Raw genomic sequence first — 24,003 nt, forward strand, 5'->3', positions numbered from 1 at the left:
TTTTGCTTTACACCCGGGGGCCGGATGTGGTACACTGTATCTTGTAAAGCGATTTCCCGCCGAACCTTATCGTGCGCAGTTCCGCGCTATTTTTCAGGAGGACTATGAAACCCGATTACAAGCTGGTCGCCAAGGCCAAATATATCCACATGACCGCCGACCTTGCCAGCGAGGTCTGGCACGAGGTCTACAAACGCTATTTCCCCGCAAAGCAGCTGGACGCTCTCGTGGACAGCCTGCAGAGCGCCGACGCGATCGAAGAGGACATCGACAACGATGTGAACTACTTCCTCGTCTTCCTCGGCAGCAGCCTCATCGGCTACTTCGCATGGAAGATGGAGAACACTTCGCTCCATCTGCTCCACCTCTACCTCAAGCCCGAATACCGCGGCAAGGCCATCGGCCGGGACATCGTGGCGTCCTGCGAGCGTCTGGCCCGGGGCGAGGGCCGGGGCCGCGTCTGGTGCGGCGTCAACGCCAAAGCCCTGCCGGTGCAGCAGTTCTTCAAGGCCCGGGGCTACCGCTCCCTCGGCCCTGCCGAGAGTGAGGGCGGCATCGAGCGCAACGAGCTGATCTTTGAGCGGATGTTGTAAATTTCCTGCAAAGACCATTGCATTTTCTTCTCATTTGTACTACACTAAAGTAGTGTATTGAAGTACCCGTCTGTGGGTCCAACATCATTGAATGACCGGGGAGGAACTGTATATGGCAAAGGACCATCCGACCGGAAAATCCGGCCTGTATGCCGCTTTTCTGGAGCTTGAGACGCCCGAGGAGTGCTACCGCTTCTTGCAGGATGTATGCAGCTACGCAGAGCTGAGCGCGATGGAGCAGCGCTACAACATCGCCGAAAAGCTCATGCGCAAGCAGAGCTACACCAGCATCATGGGCAACATCGGCGCATCCAGCGCCATCATCAGCCGCGTGAGCCGTGTACTGGGCCGGGACGACAGCGTCCTGCGCCGCATTCTGGAAAAGAACGGCGTCTCCGCTGACACCGAAGACTGAATTTCTACTGACCGCTGGCGCACTGCGGGCCGGGGATGCCCCGCCTGCGGTGCGCTTTTTCTTTGATTTATAAAAGGAGTATCTGATTATGAGCAAAGCTGTTCTGTTTTTTGCCGACGGCACCGAGGAGTGCGAGGCCCTGCTGGTGGCCGACCTTCTCCGCCGCGCCAGGGTCGAAGTCATCATTGCGTCCGCCATGGGCCGCCGCGCCCTCGTCAGCAGCCACGGCATCCACCTGAACGCCGACGCGCTGGCCGAGGATGTGGATTACAGCGACGTGGACATGGTCATCCTGCCCGGCGGCATCCCGGGTACGCCCAACCTCGCCGAGAACAAGACCGTCACCGACACCTGCGTTTCTTTTGCCAGGGCAGGCAGGAAGGTCGCCGCCATCTGCGCCGCGCCCAGCGTCCTCGCCAGCCTCGGCCTGCTGGAAGGCAGGAACGCCACCGCCCACGCCGGATTTCAGGACAAGCTGGCCGGTGCCATCGTCCACGATGAGGAAGTCGTCGTAGACGGCAACATCACCACCAGCTACGGCCTCGGCGGCGCTATCCCGTTTGCCCTCGAGCTGGTACGCCAGCTGGCCGGCCCCGCCGAAGCCGACCGCATCCAGAAGGCTATCGCGTATCGGCACTGAGAAGGAGGCTTTTCTATGCGTTTCATCACCTGCCGCCTGCCCGACGGCGTGGAAGACCCGGCCATCCTCTCCGCTGATAGCCGTCAGGTCTGGCCCCTGAGCTGGCTGGGCCTTTCTTACGAGACATTGTCCGACGCCATCCCGTTTCTGACCCCGCAGGTGCGGGCCGGGCTTTCGCTGGCCATTGCAGGCATCCCGGCGCTGCCTATTGAGGCCGTCATGCCGGAAAGTCCCATCCCGTCTCCGGCGCAGGACGTCATCTGTCTGGGCATCAACTACATGGCCCACTCCGACGAAGCCGAGAAATACTCTGCCGACGCCTTTGCGACCAAACATCAGGACGCCATCTACTTTTCCAAGCGGGTCACCCGGGCCGTGCCGGACGGCGGCTTCATCGAGGCCCATACCGACCTCGTGAAAAAGCTGGACTACGAGTGTGAACTGGCTGTCGTTCTGGGAAAGGACGCGAAGGACGTTCCCGCAGGGCAGACGAAAGACTACGTCTTCGGCTACACCATCCTGAACGATGTCTCCGCACGGGATGTCCAGACCGCCCACAAGCAGTGGTATTTCGGCAAGAGCCTCGATGGCTTCACTCCCATCGGCCCCTGCATCGTCACGGCGGACGAGTTCGACACCTACCCGCCCAAGCTGCCCATCCGGTGCTTCGTCAACGGCGAAAAGCGGCAGGACTCCAACACCGGCCTGCAGATCTTCGACATTGACCATGTCATTGCAGAGCTTTCGCAGGGCATGACCCTCAAGGCCGGTACCATCATCGCCACCGGCACCCCGGCGGGCGTCGGCATGGGCATGGAGCCGCCCTGCTTCCTCAAACCGGGCGACGAAGTTCGCTGCGAGATCGAGGGCATCGGCACCCTGACGAACACAGTCCGCTGAGCAGGTTTGCATTCCATTTTGTATTATTTTTCTGAATTTCTACTCATTCGATGCATTTTCGTTTGAATTGCTCTTTTGTTCACGAACAATTCATATTAAATTCATATTCCGTTCATGCATCTTCGGTATATGTATGGCATCAAAGGCGCGGTGCGCGCCGAAAACCCCTGACAGCACACTCCATATCGCCGCTCTCCCGGGCGGCTGAGGAAAGGAATCGGAAGAATATGAAAATTGGTTTTTGGGAACTCGTGGTCATCGTGGTCATCGCGTTCGTCTTCATCGGCCCCGACCAGCTGCCCGTCTACGCAAAGAAGCTGGGCAAGATGCTGCGCGAGCTGAAGAAGTACACCGGCGCTGCCTCTGAGGAGATCCAGAAGAACGTCGTGGAGCCTCTGAACGAGATCCAGGCCCCCCTCAAGGAAGCCGTTGCCCCCCTGACCGACATCAAGAAGGACATCGACAACAGCGTGAAGGACGTCACCAAGAGCTTCACCGGCATCGGCAAGACTAGCAAGGAAGAGGCCGCCAAGGCCGAACAGGCTGAGGAAGTCACCGAGCTGGAAGAAGTCGAGGAGCTGCCCGAAGAGACTCCTGCCGAGGCTCCTGCAGCCGAAGCTCCCAAGGCAGAGCAGACCCCTGCTGCTGAGCCTGTGAAGGCCGAGGAAAAGACCGACGCCCCCGCAGAGGCAGCACCCGTGGCCGAAGAAGCCGCCCCCGCTGCCGAAGCCGCACCTGCCGAAGAGGCAAAGTCTTAATCCCCCCACCGATGCACCCGCGCCCGCGGTTGCCGTATACATTGTAATCAGCCCGCCTCGCGGCGCGGCAAAGTAAAAAGGAGATCATTATTATGCGTATTGGTACTAACGAGCTGCTTATCATCCTGGTCGTCGTCCTGCTCATCTTTGGACCCAAGAACCTGCCGAAGCTGGGCAAGATGTTCGGCAAGACCATGAACAACTTCAAGAAGGGCATGGAGGAGTCCGAAGAGGAGGACGCGACCACTGCCAAGGCCGAGACCAAGACTGAGAAGAAGGACGACGAGGAGTAATCTGTGGCTACGAACGTAAAGCGCAAAAAGAAAGCCGAAGTCATGCCTGACGACGGCAACATGACGCTGACGGGCCACCTGAAAGAGCTGCGCAACCGGCTGATCGTCTGCGCCGTGGTGTTCGTGGCGGCGGTCGTGGTCACACTGGCTTACGCCGACCGCCTCATCGACCTGCTGACCGCCATGGGCCAGGGTTTCTACACCTTCGTGTCCATCGCCCCGCAGGAAAAGCTGATGCAGTATTTCCGCGTCTCCCTGCTGGCGGCTGTGGTCGTCACAGTGCCTGTGGCGCTGTATCAGGTGTATGCCTTTGCAAAGCCCGGCCTGAAAAAGAGCGAGACCTTCTTCCTCAAGCTGGTCATCCTGCTGGGTCTGGCCCTCTTTGTGGTGGGCGTGATGTTCGCCTACAAGCTCATGATGCCCTTCATGCTCCGGTTCCTCAGCACCGGCATCGAGGGTGCCGACTACATCCAGACCACTACCAGTATCGAGAGCTATGTCAGCCTCTGCCTGACCATGTTCATCATCTTTGGCTGTGTGTTTGAGATGCCTCTGGTCACCATCATCCTCTCCAAGATGGGCATCGCCAACCCCGAGATCTTGAAAAAGGGCCGGGGCGTTGCCATCGTGCTCATCTTCTTCATCGCAGCTGTCGTCACCCCGCCGGACATCGTGTCCCAGTGCATGGTAGCTATCCCGATGGTGCTGCTCTACTTTGTCAGCATCTTCCTGAGCGGCATCTTCTACAAGCCCCGCTCTGAAGACGGCGATGACGAAGAGGACGCGGAAGAGGAAGACGAGGACTAAGGCTTTTTCATCCGTCACGAAAGCGCACTCTGCTGCTTGCAGGGTGCGCTTTTTTGCGGCCTGTTTTATGCTATTCTGCCAAAAAGACGGCATTATTTCCGTCCGATTGCATAAAAACCGGCCCGCCCCCTGCTCTTTTGGTCCGGAGTATGTTATACTGATGTCAAATGATAACCGGCGGGCGACCGCCGCAGAAAAAGGGGTAAATGAGTCATGAAAGAATACGCATTCGGCATCGACCTCGGCGGCACCACGGCCAAGGTCGGCCTGTTCACCACCTCGGGCGCTCTGCTGGAAAAGTGGGAAGTTCCCACCGACACCTCCAACGCCGGTGAGCACATCCTCGAGAATCTGGCCGACGCCATCCACGCCAAGATGGCCGAGAAGGAGATCACCTCCGAGCAGGTGGAGGGCGTCGGCATCGGCGTCCCCGGCCCCGTGCTGGACAGCCGCGTCGTCCCCATCATCTGCGCCAACCTTGGCGGCTGGGGCGAACGGAACGTCTCGGCCCAGCTGTCCGGCCTGCTGGACGGCATGAAGGTGCTGGTGGGCAACGACGCCAACGTGGCTGCTCTGGGTGAGATCTGGATGGGTACCGCCAAGGGCTGCCGCAGTGCAGTCATGGTCACGCTGGGTACCGGCGTCGGCGGCGGCGTCATCGTCAACGGCAAGGTCATCGACGGCGCACACGGTGCCGGCGGCGAGATCGGCCACATCACCGTCAACCGTCACGAGACGGCCACCTGCGGCTGCGGCAAGCACGGCTGCCTCGAGCAGTATTCCAGCGCTACCGGCGTCGTCCGCTGCATGAAGAAGCTGCTGGACGAGAACCCCGATGCAGACTGTGTCCTGCGCGGCAAGGATTTTGAGGCCAAGGACGTCTTTGATGCCGCCCGCAGCGGCGACGCCCTCGCTGCCCGCGAGGTGGACGAGATGACCGACACCCTCGGCATGGCTCTGGCCTCCATTGCCAGCACCACCGACCCCGAGATGTTCCTCATCGGCGGCGGCGTAGCCCGCGCAGGCGACGTCCTCTTCGACCCGCTGGTGGAGCACTTCAAGACCTACGCCTTCAAGTCCTGCCGCGAGACGCCCATCAAGGCCGCAAGCCTCGGCAACGACGCCGGTATTTACGGCGCCGTGCGGCTCATTGTCGGAGAATAAGAGAGAGTATAACAAAAGAGGCACTGCCGCTGGCAGTGCCTCTTTTGTTATATTTGTTCTTTTTACAGCGTATCTTCCCCGGGCAGCTGATTCCACAGGCGGTAGTAGACGCCCTTTTTCGCCAGCAGCTCGTCGTGGGTGCCAGACTCCTCGATACCCTCTGCGCCCAGCACAAGGATTCTATCGTAGTCCTTGATGGTGGTCAGTCGGTGGGCGATGGTCAGGGTCGTGCGGCCATGGGCCAGCTTTTCGAGGCTCTGGCCCACCAGAATTTCGCTCTCATTGTCGAGGGCGCTGGTGGCTTCGTCCAGAATGAGGATGGGCGGGTTCTTCAGGAAGACCCGCGCGATCGCAATGCGCTGCTTCTGACCGCCCGAGAGCTTGACGCCGCGCTCACCCACATAGGTATCGAAACCGTCCTTCAAGGCGCTGATAAAGCGCTCTGCGCCCGCCAGACGAGCCGCTTCGATAATTTCCTCCCGGGTCGCGCCGGGCTTGCCGTAGGCGATGTTATCCGCCACCGAACCGCTGAACAGGTAGACGTCCTGCTGGACGATGCCGATGTCCTCCCGCAGGCTCTTGAGGGTGACGTGCTGGATGTCCTGCCCGTCGATGAGGATACGGCCTCCCGTCACCTCGTAGAAGCGGGGGATGAGGTTGCAGAGCGTCGTCTTGCCGCCGCCGGACGGGCCGACCAGCGCCAGACGCTCACCGGCCTTGATGTCAAGGCTGACATGGTGGAGCACCTTGTTGTGGTCGTCGGGGTACTCGAAGCTGACGTCCTCGAAGCGGATGGCGCCCGGGCCGGGCTGCAGAGGCTTTGCGTCCTCGGCATCCTTGATGGTCACGGGGGTATCCATGATCTCCGCAAAGCGCTCGATGCCGGTCATGCCGCGCTGGAACTGCTCGGCGAACTCGACGATACGGCGGATGGTGGCGATGAGGGTGGTGACGTAGAGCATATAAGCCACCAGATCACCGGCGGTTATCTTGCCGTACACCAGCGACAGCCCGCCCGCAAGGATGACCACCAGATACATCAGGCCGTCGAAGAGGCGGGTGGAGGTGTTGAACGCAGCCATGGCGTAGTAGCCCAGCGTCTTGATATTCTCGAAATCCTTGTTGCCTCTGGCGAATTTCTCGCGCTCTTCGTCCTCGGCGGCAAAGGCCTTCACCACACCCTGACCCAGCAGGCTGTCCTCGATGGTGGCATTCAGCTCACCGATCTGGACGCGCTGCTGGCGGAACCGGGCGCGCAGGCGCTGGTTCAGCTTGACGGACACGACGCCCATCAGCGGCACGCAGGCGAACACGGCCAGCGTCAGCGGCACACTGGCCTGACACAGGATGAGGAAGGATGTCAGGATCTTGATGCCCGCGATGAAAAATTCCTCGGGGCAGTGGTGGGCGAACTCGGTCACGTCGAACAGGTCATTGGTGATGCGGCCCATGATGGTGCCGACCTTGGTGTTGTTGTAGTAGGTGTGGTCGAGCCTGAGCAGATGGTCGAAGGCGTCCCGGCGCATGTCCGTCTCGATGTGGACGCCCATGATGTGGCCGATGCCCGACATGAAATACTGCGCAGCACCGTCGATGATGCGGAGCACGAAGTACACTGCCGCCAGCTTGAGCACGATGCCCGCCGTGAGGGTGATGCCCACGCCCATGGCGGAGTTGGTGATGGTGCTCATGATCTTGGGCAGGATGATGTCGCACAGGGTGGTCATCGCCGCACAGAACAGGTCGATGAACAGGGTCTTTTTGTATTTTGCCAGATAGGGCAGAAAGCGCCGGATGAGGGCGCCGCTGCTGGTGTGCCGCACTGCGGGGTCGTTGACTTTTTGCATGGTTCCTCCATTTTTTCAAGCTGGCTTGCCCTCTCAGGCCGCTTATTTCTTACTATAATCTCTCTCGCCGTAGATGGCCGTACCAATGCGCACGAGGGTGGCCCCCTCACGGATGGCATTCTCAAAGTCGCCGCTCATGCCCATGGAGAGGGTCTCCATCTTCACGTTCTGGTACCCCCGCTCCCCGGCCTGCACGAACAGCTTGTACACCTGGGCCAGATACCGGCGGTTCTGGGCGTCGTCGTCGTTGACGGGCGGAATGGCCATCAGACCCTTGACCCGGATGTGCTCTTCTGCGGCGGCAGCGTCCAGCAGGGGCCAGAGCTGTTCCGGCGAGACGCCCGACTTCGACTCCTCGCCGCCGATGTTCACTTCCAGCAGGACGTCCTGCACGATGCCGGCCTTGGCGGCTTCCTTTTCGATGGCGGCCAGCAGATGCTCGCTGTCCACGCTCTGGATGAGGCTTGCACGGCCCAGCACCTTCTTGATTTTGTTGGTCTGCAAATGGCCGATGAAGTGACTGGGCTTGCCGCAGTAAGCACCGGCGTCGTAGTTGGCGCAAAGCTCCTGCACATGGTTCTCGCCGAACACATCGATGGCAAGGGCCGCGCTGGCGGCGACGGTGTCCGCGGTGCGGGTCTTGCAGGCCGCGCAGAGCTGCACTTCGGCGGGGTCGCGGCCTGCTTCCCGGGCCGCTGCGGCCATCTTTTCGCGGATGGCCTCCACTGCCTCCCGCATCTCTTCCAGATTCTTTTCTGCCATAGAGCTCAGTCCTCCTCGGTATATTTTGCGCGCTCGCCGCCGATGAGCTTCGGGCGGGTGCGGGCGCAGAGAATGTTGGCCTCGCCGATCTTCGAAAGGCACAGCCGCACCGGCACAGCCACCCGGCGCAGATGCATTCCGATGAGGGTGCCTCCGATGTCGATGCCTGCGTGGGCGCGGATCTCCTCCACCGCGATGGGGTCTTTGAACTGCTTCCAGCAGGTGGTGGCCCAGCTGCCGCCCGCATGGGGACGCGGCACGACGCAGACTTCCTCCCAGCCGTATTTCTCAGCGGCTTCCCGCTCAATAATGATGGCACGGTTGAGGTGCTCACAGCACTGTGCGGCCAGCCAGATGCCGTTTTCGGCCAGCACCGGTGCGACGCCGGCGTAGACAGCCTGTGCAGCCTCAAGGCTCGAGTCCTTGCCGATGTGGCCGCCGACGATCTCGCTGGACGAGCAGCCCACCACAAAGACGTCGCCCTTTTTCAGCTTTGCCTGGGCCAGCAGCTCCGTCACAGCCTGCCGCGCTTCGGTCTCGATTTGCTTTTTGAACTCTTCCGTCATAAAAAACACCTCGTTTTATACTCTTGCAGACAGCAGGCTGGCAGAGCCTGCCGCGCCGAAATACACTTTGCTTCCCGCCGGGCACACCGCCGTGCAGCCGTCCAGCTCTCTGCCCGAGAATGTCTGCTTCCAGCTTCCGTCGGCGGTGTCCACAGCCTCGGCGCAGGGGGCGTCCGCAGGCAGCTTGAACAGCTTCTTCTGGATGTTCTCACCGGCCCGCAGGGCGATGCCCCGCAGAAGGGTGCTGTCCGCGTGCTTTTCCAGCCAGCCGCTGCGGGTCCAGCGGTAGCTGATATAGAGAGTGCCGTCCTCGTCCAGCGCCAATGCGCCGGGGTATCCCGGCAGGCCGGACACAAAGCTCCCGCAGTTTTTGCCGCCGGCGGTCAGCTCCCGGGCGTCGGCGTCCACACTCCAGATGCAGCGATTCCCGAGGTCGGAGACGTACAGCGTTCGGCCATCCTCCGAGAGGGCCAGACCAGCCGCACCGGCCACGCCGCCCAGCACCTGTTCCACCGTCCGGGCCGACGGGTCATACACATAGACGCAGCCCGTGCCGGTGTGGGCGATGAGCTCGGTGCGGAGAGCGCTTTCCAGCCCGTTTTTCGCAGCGGCTTCGGTGGACACGGCGAAATAGACCTTCCCGTCCGGGCCGGTCTCCACCGCCGACAGCACACCCAGCGGTGCGCCGTCGATTTGAGTCACCACCTGTTCCACTGAGGTTCCCCAGCTGTCATGCCGGGCGCGGCAGAGCGCCCCGCCGGAGGGCGTCACCACCGTCAGCCACAAGTCGCCGTCGGCGTCGAAGGCAAAGCTGGTCAACTCGCCCTCCACCGACAGGATGGCCGCGGTGTGTCCGCCGTCGGTGCGGACAAGGTCGCTCTGACGCTTTTTCATGGCCGCACCGTTGTAGGCAGCAGCGTAGACAAGGCCGTCCTGGGTGCGGACGCAGTCCACGCCCAGATAGCCGCCCAGCTTCCAGCTGTCCTTGCTGTCGGCGGAGAGGGCCGCCTGCGCGGCACCGGTGTCCTGCCGCACATCCGGGGCGGTGTAGGCTTTCGGCGGCGTGTCGATGGGCCGCAGCAGCAGGCCGTACGCCAGCGCCGCCAGCATCAGCAGGGCAAAGATGTTGCTGGCCACCCGGAAGCGGGTCATCAGGGCTTCCCGCTCGATGGCGGCCTGTGCTTCCAGCTGGGCCTTCCGGCGGGCAGCGGCGGCAGACGTACGCTGGGCGCGGCGGAGCCACCGGTCCACAAAGAGGGCCACGTTCGGCCCTACCGTGATGGATGCAATGAAGAGGAGCAGTACCAGCTCTACGAATCCAATGCGCATGAACAATTTTTCCTTTGTATTTGTCAGATTTCGTGGAAGTCTTTTATCATTGTAGTATAGCACACTTCGGCTTTTCTGCGCAAGATGAGGCCAAGCTTGACAGCCCCCGAAGCGGCCCTTTATAATCAGAGCAGACATGAAACGCACCCACTGGGATGTTTTCCCAAAAAATCTACTCAAACTTCACAAAAATTCCTAATTGATAGGGTATGATAGACTTAAGTGCAGTATACAATTCCGCCGGGCTGGCTCTGAGCAGCCTCCGGCGCTTGGGAGATAGAAGCTTTTAGGAGGAATGCCTTATGGCAAAAATTCTTATCGTTGACGACGAGCCCCGCATCCGGGAGCTCATCCGGGAGAATTTACAGTATTCGGGCTACACCTGCGAGGAGGCAGGGGACGGCTCTGCCGCCCTGTCGCTGCTCACCGGCGGCGGCTACGATCTGGTCATCCTCGATCTGATGATGCCCTTCATGGACGGCATGACCTGCCTGCGGGAGATGCGCACCCGCCGCATCAACACCCCCGTCATCATCCTGACGGCCCGCGGCGAGGAGTACGACAAGCTGGCCGGCCTCGAGGGCGGCGCTGACGACTATGTGGTCAAGCCCTTCTCCCCCCGGGAGCTGGTGGCCCGTGTCAAGGCTGTGCTCAACCGCACCATGCCCCGCACCGAGGCTTCTGACAGCACCATGACCTTCGGGGAGCTGTCCATCGACACGGCCAGCCACACCGTCAAGGTGTCGGGCGAGGAAGTGAGCCTCACGCCCAAGGAGTTCGACCTGCTGGTCTTCCTGGCCTCCAACAAGGGCATCGCCCTCAGCCGCGAGAAGATCCTGCAGAAGGTGTGGAACTACGACTACTTCGGCGAGGACCGCACCGTGGACACCCACGTCAAGATGCTGCGCGGCCACCTGGGCAAGTGCCGCGGCTACATCGCCACTGTCTGGGGCATCGGCTACAAGTTCGACCCCGACGCGGCGCGTTAAGCGGAGGCTCTGCTCTTCATGCGGCAAACGAGCAAAACACGGCGCACCATCGGCATCCGGGGCCAGCTCATGGGCTTTCTGTGCTTCATCTGCCTTTTGCTGGTGGGGCTGTTCTGGTTTCTGAGCACCCAGCTGCTGGAGCCCCTCTACACCACCCATATCCAGAAGCAGCTCACCGAGCAGGCCGAGGCCATCGTAGCCCGGATGGACGAGGCCATCGGGAAGGGCGAGACCCTCTCCTACTGGGCCTTCGGCAGCCGGCTGTACGTTAACAACACCTTCTTCAACGCGCTGCGGGACGACATCTTCGAGCTGGGCGGGATGAGCAGCTTCTGCATCGACATCTCCGACACCACCCTGCGGCAGATCTTCAAGGTGGATAACCTGTCCTACTGCAACCTTCACCGCACCCGCCCCACCGACACTGCCGATGAACAGACCGCCTACACCACGGCCCGCGCCATGCGGCAGCTCTGCCGGGAGAGCGGCGGCACAGTGGTGCGGAAGATCAACCCGCCCACCCCCTCCGGCTCCGTCCAGCTGATGGTGGGCCGGATGACCTCCGACGGAAATTACACTGTGCTGGTGACTACCAGCCTGATGCATGTGGCCGAGGCCGGCAAGGTGCTCAGCACCGTCCTGCCGCTGGCTGCGGCCCTCATTTTCGCGTTCTCGATGTCGGCGGCATGGCTGTTCAGTGAGTGGTTCACAAAGCCTCTGCGGGCTCTCTCCGGGGCTGCGCGGCAGGTGGCACAGGGCAACTACGCCGTCCATGTGGACTCGGTGCGGAACGACGAGCTGGGCGACCTGGCCCAGGAGTTCAACCACATGGCAAAAGAGGTCCAGCACGCCTCCCAGATGCAGCGCGACCTGCTGGCCAACGTCTCCCACGACCTGCGCACCCCGCTTACCCTCATCAAGGGCTATGCCGAGACGGTGCGCGATCTGACCGGCGACGACAAGAAGCACCGCGACGAGCAGATGAACATCATCGTGGACGAGACCGACCGCCTGACGGCCCTTGTTTCCAGCGTCATGGAGCTGAGCAAGGTCACGAGCGGCGCACTCAAGTGCGAGAAGGTCCACTTCGACATGGGCCAGCTCTGCGACGAGGTGAGCGAGCGTTACGACGCCGTCTGCGCCCAGAACGGCTGGCAGCTCAAGCTGGAGATCCCCGACGAAGAGCTTCCGGTCTGCGCCGACCCCGACATGATGCAGCGCGCGCTGCATAACCTTTTGGGCAACGCCATGCACCACATCGGCGAAGACGGCATCTTCGTGCTGCGGGCGCTCCGCTGCCCCGAGGGAGTCCGGGTGGAGGTGGAAGACCACGGCCCCGGCATCTCCGCCGAGGACCTGCCCTATATCTTCGACCGCTACTACCGCTCCCGCTCCGACGCAGGCAAGCAGGGGACCGGCCTCGGCCTCTCCATCACCAAAGCCATCTTCCAGCAGCACGGTTTCCGCTTCGGCGTCCACAGCACTGTGGGCAAAGGCACTGTGTTCTGGTTCATCATGACCGATACCGAAGATGCAGCTGCACAATAAAGCTGCCGGCATTTTGTCTTTTCTTCCAAAATCGTATTTCTCTCTTGATGTTTTTTTCTTCGACGCCTATAATCGAGTTGGATTCAATTTATTGCATCATATAATACAGGAGGAAAGAATATGAAGCCCTGTCCGCATTTTCTGAAAAGATTCGCCGTTCTGGCAGCTGCCTCACTGATTCTGAGCGCGGTCACTTTAAGTGCCAGTGCCGCAGCAGCTCCCGTAAAGTATGAAGAAAAGCGTTCCACTGTTACCACTGTCGATGGCGCACAGAAAAAGAAAGATCTGGCTGTGACCGTCGAATATCAGGTCGGCTCCACCTCTATCCGGGCTTATACGGTAGAAAAGGATGAGGTCATCGGTGTATCAAAGGACATGTGGTCTCTTTATGGTGCCTTTACTTCTGATTGGATCACCGATGGCACCTATACCCTCTCTCAGCCGCTGAACAGTGTGGAACAGATCACTGTAAGCGTTCCTTACGGCGACACAGCCCGCACGAACGAGAGTTATTTTGTATTCCATGTTCCCGAAGGCACCGTCGTCACTACTCCTTCCTGGAGTTATAACATGGACCTTTATAAGGGCAAGACCATTGCAGATGTAAAAGCCGTAGTGGAAGCCGGTCAGGACCCCAATACCCTCATTGACATTGAGGACGATTACGACCCCTTCGGGCCCGATCTTGAATATACCGACACTTCTGCGATCTATCACCTCCGTAAAGGTTACCTCTACCGCGTAAGCGTCAGCTCCGCCGAAGAGTCTTTCCCCGTTCCCGAGAATTTCTATTTCTGTGTAGATTAAATAACGACCAAAAACAGGAGCGGAAAGCCGCAGGCTTTCCGCTCCTGTTTTTTCATGCCGCATTTTCTCTCTGGCAATACACCACTACCCTCGCTTTTCCGCCGGGGGTGCAGGTATAGAGCACGAGAGGACATCCGCCCTCCCGCAGGGCTTCGGGTTCTTCGGGCGAGACCTGCGCAGTCCGCTCCACCGTGTACACTGCCTCAGCGCCGTCCTGTGAAGTGAAACGCACCTCGTCGCCTTCCGAAAGGCTGCTCAGCCGCCCGAAATGGGACTTGTAGTTGTGGGCCGCGATGACAAGGTCTCCGCCCGCCGTGCTGCCGCATTGACGGCAGGGCGAGACCTTGAGGTTCGCTTTGCTCCACTCGGTCTGCACCGGCAGCTCCAAGCCCAAAGCCGGGATGGTCAGCACCCCCAGATACTCCCGCTCGGCGCTTGACGCCTGGGTTTCCGAAGCCGGTTCCGGCCCGGACTCTGCATCTTCCGTGGGCAGGCTTTCCGCACTGTCTGCGGGCCGTTCTGCCTCCGACACTGCCGCAATGCTCTGGCTCTGGCGCAGCTGGCTCACCGCCGAATCGGCCTGAGCGCCTGCCCTTGCATCCTCGAGCCGGTCGTAGACGTAGAGGCAGACCGCTGCCAGCACCAAAGCGCTTCCCAGCATCAGGCAGAGCCGCTCCGGCATCAGCCTACGCATCGTGTCTGCGCTTCCGGCTCAGCCAGGGGCCCACCGCCACGAGGGCGATGCCCCCGCCTGCCAGCACCGGCACGGGCCAGAGCAGCTGGCCGGTCTGGATGAGGGTCCCCACCGGTTCCGGCTCCGCAGCCGGGATGACTTCATCCGGCATCTCTGCCGAGGGTGTCGGCGGGCGGATGACCGTTATCTCGCCCGGCTGCTCCACCGGCTTCGGGGTCGGCGTCGGCTTATCCGGCACATAAGGCGGCGTCGCCGGCGGGGGAAGGGGGTCGGTGCTGCGGTAGCTGTTCTTGAAGAGCAGTTCCGTCTTTGCCCCGTCGTCCCCGTCCCGCCGGACAGACACGTGTCCTTTCAGCTCACCGTCGGTGTCCCACGCCACCATGACTTTCAGGTAAAAGACGGTGTCGTCGTAGTCGGCCCGTTTCCGTCCGCCTGCGTCCTGAGTGACCGTATACTCGTATATGCCGGGCGCGGTGTAGACGATGGTATCAAACGTCTTCGTCAGGGTCTTGTCGTCGGCGGCGCGGCAGTCCCGGGCCGGAAAATCCAGCTCAGCCTCGTCGTCACAGCCTTCCGGCATCGGCGCGCCGTCCAACGCGGTCAGCCGCACCGTCAGCGTCTCGTCAGCTGCCTCTCCGGTGCAGCGGACGGACGCCTCCAGTTCCAGCTCCGCCCGCTGGTCTGCGGCCAGAGCGGGCAGGGCAGCGCTTACCGCAAGCGCTGCTGCCAGCAGGGCCGCTGCCATTTTCGGGAGCCTTCTCATGATAAGCTCTCCTCCTTTCCGTTTTGCAGGTCTGACATTGGTTCCATCCGGGCCAGCACCACCGTCCGCGCGTCGGTGTACTCCCCCGAGCAGGTAGCCATCGCCAGGAACTGCGCTCCTTCCGGCTCCTTTTCCAGCGCACGGAGGGCCTGTGCATCCATCTGAAGGGCATTCTCCTCCACAAAGGGGAGCAGCCCGCCTGCGTCCAAGCGCCACTTGCCCGGGGCAAAGATGGCCTGTTCCGACGCAGGCACCACAAGGCAGGCCAGCACTTCCAGCCGATAGCTCCCGCCGGGCAGCGTCAGGGTGCCGGTGGTGTTCTGGCGGAAGAATGCTCCGTCCTTGTATTTGTCGAGGTCGCCGAACATCCGCCCGTTCTCCATATGGTGGCCGTAGAGCAGGGAATACCGCCCGCTGAAGTCCGCGTCGCAGTCAACATCCAGAAAGATGCTGCCCGCCAGCGCAAAGCTGCCGTAGACGTCGGTGTTCAGATAGGTGAAATTGCTCTCGCCCTGCACCACCGGGTAGTCGATGGCCGTGCCGTCCAGCGTCAGCCACCCGCAGACATCGGGGTTGATGTCCCGCAACTGGCCGAAGGAGAGGCTGTTGTCCTCCTGCGGCTGGGGCTTGAAGGCCAACAGCCCGGCCTGCACATTGTCGGCAGCGGCGTACACCCGGCTGTTGTCCCACAGCGCATAGCCCGACCAGACCACCGCCAGCAGCACCAGCAGGGCCGTCACCCCGTCCAGCAGGCCGTTCGCCGCCCGCAGGGCCATCTTCTGCCACCGGATGTTCCTCACCTCCCTTGCCTTATTTCCTCCGCGCTTACTTCTGATGGCGGCGGCGCAGGGTCAGCAGCAGCCCGACGCCCGCAGCACCCGTCAGGGTGAAGAGATAGGGTGCGCTGTCCAGCACCACACCGGCATCCACGGTGCCGCCCTTGGTGTTGGTGAAGTTCGCCTGCTCGACCGCCTCATCCACTTCGCCCTCGGTTCCAGTCTCCGTCGTCACATAGTCTGCGACCGGCGTCTCAGACACCTTGTACTCGACGCCGTAGGGCAGGTTTTCGATGTGGATGGTATCGTCGTCTTTCAGATAGAAAGTCGCTTCCGTCGTCTCGCCGGGCCTGATCTTGATCGAGGTGGGGTTCGCGTCATAGCTGCCGCCGGTGATGGCGTAGCTGTCCTGATAGGTCTTGCCCTCCTCGCCGGTCAGCTGCACCCTGAACTCGAAGTATTTGTCCTTATTGCCCATGATGCCCTCGACGTCCTTGTGGACTTCCAGCTCACCGGCAGAGTAGAGGTTGTCGAAGTCGTCCTTCTTGCCCTCGCCGGTGGACTCCGGGTCCTCGGTGTGGACAGCGGCAATTCGGAGCTTGCCGTCCTGCTCGATGACCGTCACCCGCAGCAGGATGGCGTTGCCGTAGTAGGTCACGCCTGCGCTGTTGCCCGCCGCCTCATGGATGATGTAGGTGTAGACGCCCACGCTGTCGTACTCGGGCAGCTTGATCTCGATTCTCTTGGTCTTACTCGCGCTGCCGGCTTCGCCCTGTGCGTAGGTCACACTGCCGACAGACGGCATATAATCTGCGGCTTCAATGCCCTCCGATGCGTCGGTCACGGTGTCCGGGTCGATCGTAAACGTAAAGGTCTCTTCCGGGGAGAGCGTACCCGTGTTGGCCAGCTCGTAGTTTTTGGTGAGATATACCCGGGACATATCCTCATACGGAGGGCCTTGCACCTGTGCCGCAAAGGCGGGCATGACGCTGACGCCCATGGCCAGAGAGATGGAAAGCACACCTGCGAGAAGCTTTTCTACCTTGTTCTGTTTCATCCTGGAGTTCCTCCTATCTTGTCTTGTATGGTTTTTGGCGGCTCAGAGCCCCCGCCGCCGGATGAGGGTGATGACTTTTGCCTTGACCGCACTGCACTGCACCGGGCCGAAGTCACGGCTGTCCTCGGCCTGTGTGCGGCAGTCGCCCAGAATGAAGACGCTGTCCTCCGGCACAGCGTAGGGGTAGCTGAGCAGAGATTTGGGGTAGGTGGGATAGAGGATGCCGCCGCCCTGTGCCGAGCCGTTGACCTCCACAACGCCGCTCTCGCTCAGGGTCACGATGTCCCCGCCCCGGGCCAGCACGCGGCCCACCCGCAGCCTTCCCGAGCGCTCATATACCACGACATCATTCTTGGCATAGTCTTTTTCCAGCCGGATGCCCAGCACGAGGTCGCCGTCCTTCACGGCGGGAAACATCTCATTGCCGGACGCCTGCGTCACCAGATACACCTGCGTCAGAAGCACCCAGAGCAGGGCGGCGAACACCGCCAGCCGCACCGCCAGACTGCGCACTTCCCGCAGCAGGGGGCTTTTTTCCGGCTTCGCTTCCGGCGTCCCGGGCGGGGCCTCCGGGGCAAGCGCCTCGTTTGGTTCCTTCACTCATCTTCCTCCTTCTTTCTGTTTTTGCAGCCCAGAACGGCCGCACCGGCACACAGCATCAGCGGCAGCCCGAAGAAGTCTGTCTCCACGCCGGTGTCCGGGTCTATATCGGCCAGAACGTAGTGGGCATAGAAGTTGACGACGCCGTTTTCCAGCTCTTTGTCGGTGGGCTCATAGCCCTTTTTCCACGCGTCCTGCGATACCTTTTCCTTCGGATCCGGCTCATCCGTCACCGAACCGGGGAGCTCTTTGTACCAGCCGTCGAAGACGTAGCGCGCACCGCCGATGTCGATCTCTTTTTCGATGTCCGCCGTCGTCTCTTCCACCCGCTCGCCGCTCTGGTACTCGCAGCTTTCCCGGATGCTGTAGTCGTCCTCGCCCGGGGCGCGGACATTGAACCGGGCCGTGAAGTTTTTCCTGCTCTTGACGCTGATGATGCAGTCGATGTGCTTATCCGGTTTTGTCCCGTTGCTGCGCGAGATCTTGTACGGCGTCACCACGATGCTCTCCAAATCTTCCTGCGTCAGCCCTTCGACGCCGGTAGCCTCTTCGATGGTGTCCTTATACTCGTCCCATATCTCATTGACGACCTCGTCCCAGTAGTCATCGCCCGGTTTCAGCGACCATGCGTCGCCAGTCGCGCCGTCCGGCCACGATACAACATAGTCTGACACATTTGTCAGGATGTTCTTGCCGTTATCTTCCCATGCCGCGCCGTAGGTCTTCACCTTGCCGACCCACTTGCACTCGCTGTTGTCCGGCGCCCACTGGCTGGGGTCATTGCTGCCGGGCAGGCTGGTGGGAGTCTTGAGCAGGAAGACTGCCGCCGACTCCTCCTGAGTCCAATCCTCCCAGCCCTGTGCAGCCTCATCAAGTTCGTCCGCAGGCAGGGCATTTTTATCCTCGGCTGCGCTGTCGTCGGCCAAGTCGGCATCCTCCTCAGGGGATCTGCCTTTTTCGGGCTGCTCCGCCTCATCCAGAGGCGTTTCCTCCTCGGCAACGGGCCGCTCTTCCCACAGCTCCGGCAGAACGGCGATGTCTTCCTCCTCGTCTAAAACGGGCTCCTCCTGCTGGGCCTCATCGTCGGTGAAACAGGCGTAGAGGCTGCACTCGCTGTCCGCTTCCGGCCAGAGCGGTCCTTCATCCGGCACGAAGCGGACCGCCGTCCCTTCGTCGTCCCGGCTGTACCAGAAGCGGAAGCTCTTTCCCTCCACCTCCGGCTCTTCGGGCATCAGAAGCTCTTCGCCGCTGCCCACGGTCTGTTCCGCGTAGGGCAGGCCGCCGTCGGCCTCGTCCGACTCGCTGAGCCAGAAGAGGTAGGTCATCTCAAAATGCTCGTCCGCTTTGACGGCTCCGCTGTCCGGCGTCGGCGTCTCGTCGGGCAGCCCGATGTCGTCGAGCCCGTCCACCACGACGGGAATGCCGCCTTCCGCGGGCAGAAGCACCGGCTCGTCTGTCCGGATGTCCTCTTCTTCGTCCCAGGCAGGCTCGTCCTCTATTTCCTCGTCCCATGTCTGGTCCGGCACGCTGTCCGTCCGCTCCGGCCCTTCGGCAAATGCGGGCAGCAGACAGCCGCACAGCAGTACCAGCACGATGCACAGTGCTGCGGCGCGCAGTGTCAGCCGCCTCCGTTCCAGTCGATTCCGCATACAACAGCCCTCCTTCATTCTCGCTCCCGGCGGGGATGCCGCCCTTTGCGTTATCAGGATACCGTTTACCGGACACGAAGGATGTCATTGCGTGCCAGTGCAAAAAATTTTACGCATGAAAAAACCGCCGCCGGGGTCTTTCGACTCCGGCAGCGGTCTGCTGTCTCCGAATTTTCGGTTTTCAGGTGCGGGTGGTGGCTTCCATGCAGTGCTCGGAGGGGGCGTAATATTCCATCAGCGCAATGTAATTCTCGCAGTGGTGGCAGAACGCCGCCCGGATGGCGTCGTCGGGCGCGCTCTTCATCGACACGAACATCAGGATGTACTTTGCAATGAGGCTCACAGCCTCGCTCTCGAGGCCATAGCAAAGGCCCACGGCCAGGATCGGCACGACGATCTGCTGCGCACGGATGGGGATATTCTCCGCATCGACCCGCTTGAGTACGGCACGGCTCATGGTGGATGCCGCCCAGACGGCGCGGGAGATCTTCCAGTAATCCATATTCTTCAGATGGGTGAGGGTGCGCAGCCGCTGGATGACCTCGCCGTCGTCCAGAACTTTGTTCTGCGTGACCTCCTCCTCCGAGCGGATGAAGGCGCACTGTGTCATGTCCATCAGGGCGGCTTCGTACTTCTCATGGTAGTTCTCGCGGGAGATGAAGTACTCCTCCATACGGAGCATGACTTCGTTCGTCTCTTTGTCGGTGGCCAGCCAGCTGAAGTCCAGCGGCGTCGGGCCGAAATCGTTCTTGCCCATCTCGTTCAGGTCTTCCAGCTCTTCCTCGTTCCGGGTGGAGGGGAGAAAGCGGTCATTGCCGTTCCGGTGGAAGCCCCACTCCTCGGGCAGAAGATGCGGCACGATGTCGCCGCTGGAGATGATGTTGAAGATGTTGCTCTCGCCCCAGCTCTCTTTCAGGCTGCCGTCGGCGTTGTGGTTGTTGTCGTAATCCTGCTGCAAGTCGGGGTAGTCCTGCGGGCCGAGGGCCACCGGCGTCGCAAAGGTGTAGACGAAAACATTCTCCCGTTTCAGTCCGGACAGCTCCCTGTTGACCCGGGCGGCCAGAAGGTTCGCCACCGCCGCACCGCGGCTGTAGCCGCCCATCCAGAGCTTGACGACGCCCAGCTCTCCCTTTTGCCGAGCTGCCGCCAGATAGTTCTTCAAATCGGCAAACACCTCATGCACCGGGATGATGAAGCCGCTGTGGGCGTGGCCCGCGCCGGTGTGCAGATTGCTCACCCACTCGCCGCCGTAGCCGCCGCCGCGCAGGATGAGCGCCACGATGGTGGTGCGCTTCCCGTTCAGGGTGATGGTCTTGCGGGCCGTGGACCAGCCCACGAAGTCGCCCGCCTTGCCCACATCGACATCATAATAGCGGTATTTCACGTCGCCGAAGCCCAGCTTGGTATAGGCTGCATCGAGGCTGTCTTCGCGGCCCACGTCCCCGTTGGCCCAGTATTTCGCATCGCTGGCCCAGGTATTGAAAGCAGCCGTCACCATGCCCAGCGTCGCCAGCGCCAGCTGGTGGTCGTACTGGATGGAGGTGTGCGCAAAAAAACTGTCGCTGTAGTAATATTCGTGCTCGATGTCCATCTGGCTCAGCTCGCTGCGGAAGGACATTGTATAATTGCCTGCCGGGACTGCCCGGCCCACCGTCTGGCTTTTTGCCGCTGCCTCAGCCCGGGGCAGTGCCAGCCCGGGCGCAAGAGCTGCACTGCAAACCAGCGCTTTACAGAAATCACGTCGTTTCATGGTCTTTCCCCCTTGCTGCTTTCATAAACCTCTGACATTTCTATCGTATAGGTGATTTGCTATAGTATACCGTATTTTTCCAGCGGATTCAATCATCAACTCTGCCGATCGGGGATGTAAAAACCGGGCCGCATCGCTGCGGCCCGGTCATTTTCGTATTCTCAGAGAAGCTGCGGGTCCATCTGGCGGCAGAAGTCCACGATGTGGTGGAACATCTGCTCGACCGCCGGAGCCATCGCCGTGGGGCGCTGGACAGCCAGACCCACCACCCGGTACTCTTCCGGCTCGATGGGGTAGATCTTGACCGCCGCCGTGCAGCTGCGCAGCAGCATCCGGGGCATGATGGAGATGCCAAGGCCCGCCTCCACCATGGCGATGTTGGACTGGTCGTCGATGACGTGGCAGCGGCGCTCGGTGGAGATGGAGTATTTCTTGAGGAACTGGCGCATCTCAGCGTCGGTGGCGTCGCACTGGACGACAAAGCTCTGGCCGTTCATCAGCTCCGGCGTCATAATGCCGTTTGGCGGTTCGGGCCAGTCCTGCGGTACGATGCAGAGCAGCGGCTCACGGAACAGCTCGGTCAGGTTGAACTCTTCGCGGCAGCTGGCGGACAGGAAGGCCAGGTCCACCTGGCCGGTGCGCAGCCACTCCTTCACGTCGTCGTAAGTACCCTGATAGACCTCGACTTCGATCTGAGGGTAGCTTGCCATGAAGCTCTTGAGGATCTGGGGCAGCAGGCCGGCGCAGACCGAGTTGAATGCCCCCAGCTTCACCTTGCCCTTTTCCAGGCCGTTGAGGCGGGCGATGCTCTGCTGCAGGGCCTCGTCGCTGTTGAGCACCGCCCGGATGGACGGGTAGAGCGAAGCGCCATAGCTGGTCATGGTCACGCCGTTTTTGCCGCGGTTGAATAAGGTAAAGCCAAGCTCAGCCTCCATCACCGCGATGGCATGGCTGATGGCAGAGGGGGTCAGATGCAGCTGCTGGGCCGCTTTGTTAAAGCTGCCCTGACGCGCGACTGCATCGAAAATTTCGTAAGAAAACAGCGTCATGTCCCTAGCCTCCTTCCGTTTTCAGTTCGGAGACGCCCGTTCTTCTGTGAATCTTTTTCACCTTGAGGATGCTATGCATCAATTTTCTTTTTGAGTGTACTATCCTATCTCCGCTTTGTCAAGCATCCAAACCTTAATTTTGGACGTTGAGCCAAATTTCTGCTTTTGAAACGCCATTTATAAGGGATATTTGCGTCCTTTTCCGTTCCAGTATTTTCCTGTTTTGAACAAAAAGACCGACCGCCCTCCATCCCGGAAAGCCGTCGGTCTTCTGCATTCTACAGATGTTTTTACTCGAACACCAGCAGCAGGCTCATCTTGAAGCGGCCCTGCGCCGTGACGCCGTGGAGACTGTTCTTGTCGAGGCGGAAGCTCTCGCCTGCGTTCAGCTCATAATTCTTCTGGATCTTCTTCATTTTTGTACCTCTGACCCCTAAAATTTTTGAAAAAATCAGATGATTTTTGATCCATGACTTGGTGGCGATTTGAGTGACCACAGAAGTAAATCTAATATGCAGGAAGAAGAATGCCCACTCGTCTGAGGAGTTCTCAGGGGAGTGGGCATTCTGCGCAGGCGGTTAATATAATTTCGATTATGATAATTTAAATTATATTAAGACGTTCCATGGGCTGTAACAGCTTCACCGCTTGGTTTTCAAAAACCACCTGTTGATAGCGGTATTACTTCTTCACAAATTGGTATACGCCATATTCTGGTGACGTCACCAATCCATGCTTGATAAGATTCTTGATAATAGAGGATGCACGAGATTTCTGAACGCCATATAGCTGTGCAACGTTTATGCTGCGGAACTGATATTGATACCGATATCTCTTGAAAAGTTCAAGCGTCCGCTCTTTTGTACTTGCAGTTAGTCTCGTGCCATTCAGCCTTTCGCAAAGTTCGCTCACTTCTGCATCCGTACTCATTCCGTGGAGCACTGTAGAAGTTTCCGCACTTTCCGCAGAGGTTTCCGCACTTTCCGCACCACTTGCCACACTTTCCATACTGATCTGTGCCGGAGTCGCTACACTTCTATTCGGCAGTGTGACGATAAAGAAATCCGAATCCGAGTAGAAAGTCGGCTTCTGGGCTACTTCCACATAAGAGTTCAGGATGCGGTCAATGCCGCTGCCACGGCGCTCCATAAAGCCAAGCCGTGAGAACACATCCGAGATCACCTGATTGCGCCGCATAGACGGAATATGCCGGATATCCATATCCTGCACCCTGCGACCATTCATCATGCCGCCCGGTGAAGTGATCTCCAGTCGATCATCGAACACTTCCACATGAATCTCCGAACCAAGAATCTGATAATTCCGATGGATCAGCGCATTGACCAGCACCTCACGAACGGCTTTATACGGGTAGTCACTGCGTTCTTCACGGGTCATACCACGGATGCTCCACGGGTTTTTGCTGTTGTTGCGAACAAAATCTTCCGCATTTTGCAGCAGCGTGATCAGACTTGCACCCTGAAATTCCTTGTCATCCAGAGCATCTTCTTCAATGCTGCCCTTGTAGTTGCCTTTCCAGCGAGTGCAGAAAATACGGGATTGTTTCAGAACGCCCTGATCGCAAAGCAATAGGCCGCCATTCGTGATTTGTCCATCATCTGTTACCAATCCTGCGGAGGGCAAGTCTTTTTCAAGGTCGAAATCCTCTTTTTTCAGATTCTTAAACGTCGCGGCCAGCAGTGTAAAACTGACATCACCCACTCGATAAGAACTGGGCAGGGCATCAAAGGTCTGATTCATGCCTTGCAAAATCAATTCGTTCAGTTCCCGTGAAGTGGCTTCTTCGGACTGGTCGCCATGCCGCACATAGGCCGTATGGGAACCGTCAAAGGCATAATAATATGGATACGCCGGGCCGTCCTGTACTTCCAGATCAACGCAGGACTTGCCCTCTATTTCGACCTCCCGCACCCGATAGCGCGGTGTAGGGTCAATGCGGACCTTGATAAGTTCCGTCAATCTGCTTACCACAGCCTGCGGATTTTCCAATCCTACGACCTCGCGCGGCTCATTCTTTACGCCAAAAATCAGGTGTCCGCCCTCGGTATTGGCAAATGCCGACACGGATTTCAGCCAGCTGCGCGGCTTTTTCTCTTCAAGACGTTCCTTGTAATCCACATGAGAGGCTTCAATGTAATGGTCGTGGTGGAAAGGCATGGTATCACCTGCAATTCAGTTCAATATCGTTCAAACGTATTATATCGGTTTTTATCAGTAAATTCCACC

25 protein-coding genes are annotated in these 24,003 nt (G+C 60.0%); 11 read left to right on the forward strand and 14 right to left on the reverse strand.

All coding sequences use genetic code 11. The features are described 5' to 3' along the window. Positions 1 to 104: 104 nt before the first annotated feature. The 8 genes from F3G95_RS11875 to F3G95_RS11910 all read left to right on the forward strand — a co-directional run bounded on the left by F3G95_RS11875 (position 105) and on the right by F3G95_RS11910 (position 5,570). Positions 105 to 593, forward strand: a complete 489-nt coding sequence (locus F3G95_RS11875) for a GNAT family N-acetyltransferase (protein WP_149795116.1) — start codon at positions 105 to 107, stop codon at positions 591 to 593. Positions 594 to 705: 112 nt separating this feature from the next. Then, positions 706 to 1,008 carry a YerC/YecD family TrpR-related protein gene (locus F3G95_RS11880; protein ID WP_149795117.1) on the forward strand — a complete coding sequence of 101 codons (303 nt, stop codon included), beginning with the start codon at positions 706 to 708 and terminating at the stop codon, positions 1,006 to 1,008. An 88-nt stretch (positions 1,009 to 1,096) separates the two neighbouring features. Beyond that, positions 1,097 to 1,648 carry a DJ-1 family glyoxalase III gene (locus F3G95_RS11885; protein WP_149795118.1) on the forward strand — a complete coding sequence of 184 codons (552 nt, stop codon included), beginning with the start codon at positions 1,097 to 1,099 and terminating at the stop codon, positions 1,646 to 1,648. A 15-nt stretch (positions 1,649 to 1,663) separates the two neighbouring features. Next, positions 1,664 to 2,548, forward strand: a complete 885-nt coding sequence (locus F3G95_RS11890) for a fumarylacetoacetate hydrolase family protein (RefSeq protein WP_149795119.1) — start codon at positions 1,664 to 1,666, stop codon at positions 2,546 to 2,548. A gap of 227 nt (positions 2,549 to 2,775) precedes the next feature. After that, positions 2,776 to 3,306, forward strand: a complete 531-nt coding sequence (locus tag F3G95_RS11895; protein ID WP_149795120.1) for a twin-arginine translocase TatA/TatE family subunit — start codon at positions 2,776 to 2,778, stop codon at positions 3,304 to 3,306. 92 nt (positions 3,307 to 3,398) lie between these two features. Continuing rightward, on the forward strand, positions 3,399 to 3,599 hold the full coding sequence (gene tatA / locus F3G95_RS11900; RefSeq protein ID WP_149795121.1) for a twin-arginine translocase TatA/TatE family subunit: 201 nt from the start codon (positions 3,399 to 3,401) through the stop codon (positions 3,597 to 3,599). A 3-nt stretch (positions 3,600 to 3,602) separates the two neighbouring features. Next, positions 3,603 to 4,406, forward strand: a complete 804-nt coding sequence (tatC, locus tag F3G95_RS11905) for a twin-arginine translocase subunit TatC (protein ID WP_149795122.1) — start codon at positions 3,603 to 3,605, stop codon at positions 4,404 to 4,406. A gap of 213 nt (positions 4,407 to 4,619) precedes the next feature. Continuing rightward, a complete protein-coding gene (locus F3G95_RS11910; RefSeq protein ID WP_149795123.1) occupies positions 4,620 to 5,570 on the forward strand; it encodes an ROK family glucokinase in 951 nt (316 codons plus the stop codon). Positions 5,571 to 5,632: 62 nt separating this feature from the next. On the opposite strand, the gene F3G95_RS11915 is transcribed toward F3G95_RS11910, so the two are convergent. From F3G95_RS11915 to F3G95_RS11930, 4 genes are read right to left on the reverse strand one after another with little or no spacing between them, the layout of a single operon-like run. Continuing rightward, positions 5,633 to 7,417: an ABC transporter ATP-binding protein gene (locus tag F3G95_RS11915; RefSeq protein WP_149795124.1), complete on the reverse strand. Its 1,785-nt coding sequence runs from the start codon at positions 7,415 to 7,417 to the stop codon at positions 5,633 to 5,635. 42 nt (positions 7,418 to 7,459) lie between these two features. After that, positions 7,460 to 8,179 carry a YggS family pyridoxal phosphate-dependent enzyme gene (locus F3G95_RS11920; protein ID WP_149795125.1) on the reverse strand — a complete coding sequence of 240 codons (720 nt, stop codon included), beginning with the start codon at positions 8,177 to 8,179 and terminating at the stop codon, positions 7,460 to 7,462. 5 nt (positions 8,180 to 8,184) lie between these two features. Continuing rightward, a complete protein-coding gene (locus F3G95_RS11925) occupies positions 8,185 to 8,745 on the reverse strand; it encodes a TIGR01440 family protein (RefSeq protein ID WP_149795126.1) in 561 nt (186 codons plus the stop codon). A 15-nt stretch (positions 8,746 to 8,760) separates the two neighbouring features. Then, positions 8,761 to 10,074, reverse strand: a complete 1,314-nt coding sequence (locus tag F3G95_RS11930) for an SMP-30/gluconolactonase/LRE family protein (RefSeq protein ID WP_149795127.1) — start codon at positions 10,072 to 10,074, stop codon at positions 8,761 to 8,763. 302 nt (positions 10,075 to 10,376) lie between these two features. Between F3G95_RS11930 and F3G95_RS11935 the strand changes: the two genes are divergently transcribed. The 3 genes from F3G95_RS11935 (at position 10,377) to F3G95_RS11945 (ending at position 13,418) form a co-directional block, all read left to right on the forward strand. Beyond that, entirely contained in the window at positions 10,377 to 11,063 is a 687-nt protein-coding gene (locus F3G95_RS11935) for a response regulator transcription factor (protein WP_149795128.1), read from the forward strand. Between the two features lie 18 nt (positions 11,064 to 11,081). Next, positions 11,082 to 12,611 carry a HAMP domain-containing sensor histidine kinase gene (locus tag F3G95_RS11940; RefSeq protein ID WP_149795129.1) on the forward strand — a complete coding sequence of 510 codons (1,530 nt, stop codon included), beginning with the start codon at positions 11,082 to 11,084 and terminating at the stop codon, positions 12,609 to 12,611. 120 nt (positions 12,612 to 12,731) lie between these two features. After that, positions 12,732 to 13,418, forward strand: a complete 687-nt coding sequence (locus F3G95_RS11945) for a hypothetical protein (RefSeq protein ID WP_149795130.1) — start codon at positions 12,732 to 12,734, stop codon at positions 13,416 to 13,418. 52 nt (positions 13,419 to 13,470) lie between these two features. Here the strand turns inward: F3G95_RS11945 and F3G95_RS11950 are convergent, their stop codons facing one another. The 10 genes from F3G95_RS11950 to F3G95_RS11995 form a co-directional block, all read right to left on the reverse strand. Then, positions 13,471 to 14,112, reverse strand: coding sequence for a sortase (locus tag F3G95_RS11950; RefSeq protein WP_149795131.1), 642 nt, complete (start codon positions 14,110 to 14,112; stop codon positions 13,471 to 13,473). Next, positions 14,105 to 14,875, reverse strand: a complete 771-nt coding sequence (locus F3G95_RS11955) for an FctA domain-containing protein (protein WP_149795132.1) — start codon at positions 14,873 to 14,875, stop codon at positions 14,105 to 14,107. Before F3G95_RS11955 ends, F3G95_RS11950 begins: the two co-directional genes overlap by 8 nt. Then, complete coding sequence (locus tag F3G95_RS11960; protein ID WP_243130376.1) at positions 14,872 to 15,675, reverse strand: class B sortase; 804 nt, start codon at positions 15,673 to 15,675, stop codon at positions 14,872 to 14,874. The genes F3G95_RS11955 and F3G95_RS11960 overlap by 4 nt, the downstream gene beginning before the upstream one ends. A gap of 25 nt (positions 15,676 to 15,700) precedes the next feature. Continuing rightward, positions 15,701 to 16,708 carry an FctA domain-containing protein gene (locus tag F3G95_RS11965; RefSeq protein WP_149795133.1) on the reverse strand — a complete coding sequence of 336 codons (1,008 nt, stop codon included), beginning with the start codon at positions 16,706 to 16,708 and terminating at the stop codon, positions 15,701 to 15,703. Positions 16,709 to 16,750: 42 nt separating this feature from the next. After that, the gene (gene lepB, locus F3G95_RS11970) at positions 16,751 to 17,308 is read right to left on the reverse strand and encodes a signal peptidase I (protein ID WP_243130377.1); all 558 of its coding nucleotides are present in this window, start codon (positions 17,306 to 17,308) and stop codon (positions 16,751 to 16,753) included. Further along, on the reverse strand, positions 17,305 to 18,957 hold the full coding sequence (locus F3G95_RS11975; RefSeq protein WP_188117553.1) for an InlB B-repeat-containing protein: 1,653 nt from the start codon (positions 18,955 to 18,957) through the stop codon (positions 17,305 to 17,307). The genes lepB and F3G95_RS11975 overlap by 4 nt, the downstream gene beginning before the upstream one ends. Positions 18,958 to 19,138: 181 nt before the next feature. Further along, a complete protein-coding gene (locus F3G95_RS11980; protein ID WP_149795135.1) occupies positions 19,139 to 20,707 on the reverse strand; it encodes a lipase family protein in 1,569 nt (522 codons plus the stop codon). A gap of 161 nt (positions 20,708 to 20,868) precedes the next feature. Beyond that, positions 20,869 to 21,756, reverse strand: a complete 888-nt coding sequence (locus F3G95_RS11985) for a LysR family transcriptional regulator (protein ID WP_149795136.1) — start codon at positions 21,754 to 21,756, stop codon at positions 20,869 to 20,871. Between the two features lie 290 nt (positions 21,757 to 22,046). Next, positions 22,047 to 22,172, reverse strand: coding sequence for a hypothetical protein (locus tag F3G95_RS14095; RefSeq protein WP_279240239.1), 126 nt, complete (start codon positions 22,170 to 22,172; stop codon positions 22,047 to 22,049). 265 nt (positions 22,173 to 22,437) lie between these two features. Further along, positions 22,438 to 23,895: an ATP-binding protein gene (locus F3G95_RS11995; protein WP_243130379.1), complete on the reverse strand. Its 1,458-nt coding sequence runs from the start codon at positions 23,893 to 23,895 to the stop codon at positions 22,438 to 22,440. Between the last annotated feature and the right edge of the window lie 108 nt (positions 23,896 to 24,003).

The organism is Faecalibacterium sp. Marseille-P9312 (genome assembly GCF_902497445.1).
Taxonomy (GTDB): Bacteria; Bacillota; Clostridia; order Oscillospirales; family Ruminococcaceae; genus Faecalibacterium; species Faecalibacterium longum.

Bases quoted from the DNA above. Each gene is read 5' to 3' on its own strand.
- F3G95_RS11875 (WP_149795116.1), top strand. From the start codon at position 105: ATGAAACCCGATTACAAGCTGGTCGCCAAGGCCAAATATATCCACATG.
- F3G95_RS11880 (WP_149795117.1), top strand. From the start codon at position 706: ATGGCAAAGGACCATCCGACCGGAAAATCCGGCCTGTATGCCGCTTTT.
- F3G95_RS11885 (WP_149795118.1), top strand. From the start codon at position 1,097: ATGAGCAAAGCTGTTCTGTTTTTTGCCGACGGCACCGAGGAGTGCGAG.
- F3G95_RS11890 (WP_149795119.1), top strand. From the start codon at position 1,664: ATGCGTTTCATCACCTGCCGCCTGCCCGACGGCGTGGAAGACCCGGCC.
- F3G95_RS11895 (WP_149795120.1), top strand. From the start codon at position 2,776: ATGAAAATTGGTTTTTGGGAACTCGTGGTCATCGTGGTCATCGCGTTC.
- tatA (WP_149795121.1), top strand. From the start codon at position 3,399: ATGCGTATTGGTACTAACGAGCTGCTTATCATCCTGGTCGTCGTCCTG.
- F3G95_RS11910 (WP_149795123.1), top strand. From the start codon at position 4,620: ATGAAAGAATACGCATTCGGCATCGACCTCGGCGGCACCACGGCCAAG.
- F3G95_RS11915 (WP_149795124.1), bottom strand. From the start codon at position 7,417: ATGCAAAAAGTCAACGACCCCGCAGTGCGGCACACCAGCAGCGGCGCC.
- F3G95_RS11920 (WP_149795125.1), bottom strand. From the start codon at position 8,179: ATGGCAGAAAAGAATCTGGAAGAGATGCGGGAGGCAGTGGAGGCCATC.
- F3G95_RS11925 (WP_149795126.1), bottom strand. From the start codon at position 8,745: ATGACGGAAGAGTTCAAAAAGCAAATCGAGACCGAAGCGCGGCAGGCT.
- F3G95_RS11930 (WP_149795127.1), bottom strand. From the start codon at position 10,074: ATGCGCATTGGATTCGTAGAGCTGGTACTGCTCCTCTTCATTGCATCC.
- F3G95_RS11935 (WP_149795128.1), top strand. From the start codon at position 10,377: ATGGCAAAAATTCTTATCGTTGACGACGAGCCCCGCATCCGGGAGCTC.
- F3G95_RS11940 (WP_149795129.1), top strand. From the start codon at position 11,082: ATGCGGCAAACGAGCAAAACACGGCGCACCATCGGCATCCGGGGCCAG.
- F3G95_RS11945 (WP_149795130.1), top strand. From the start codon at position 12,732: ATGAAGCCCTGTCCGCATTTTCTGAAAAGATTCGCCGTTCTGGCAGCT.
- F3G95_RS11950 (WP_149795131.1), bottom strand. From the start codon at position 14,112: ATGCGTAGGCTGATGCCGGAGCGGCTCTGCCTGATGCTGGGAAGCGCT.
- F3G95_RS11955 (WP_149795132.1), bottom strand. From the start codon at position 14,875: ATGAGAAGGCTCCCGAAAATGGCAGCGGCCCTGCTGGCAGCAGCGCTT.
- F3G95_RS11965 (WP_149795133.1), bottom strand. From the start codon at position 16,708: ATGAAACAGAACAAGGTAGAAAAGCTTCTCGCAGGTGTGCTTTCCATC.
- F3G95_RS11975 (WP_188117553.1), bottom strand. From the start codon at position 18,957: ATGCGGAATCGACTGGAACGGAGGCGGCTGACACTGCGCGCCGCAGCA.
- F3G95_RS11980 (WP_149795135.1), bottom strand. From the start codon at position 20,707: ATGAAACGACGTGATTTCTGTAAAGCGCTGGTTTGCAGTGCAGCTCTT.
- F3G95_RS11985 (WP_149795136.1), bottom strand. From the start codon at position 21,756: ATGACGCTGTTTTCTTACGAAATTTTCGATGCAGTCGCGCGTCAGGGC.
- F3G95_RS14095 (WP_279240239.1), bottom strand. From the start codon at position 22,172: ATGAAGAAGATCCAGAAGAATTATGAGCTGAACGCAGGCGAGAGCTTC.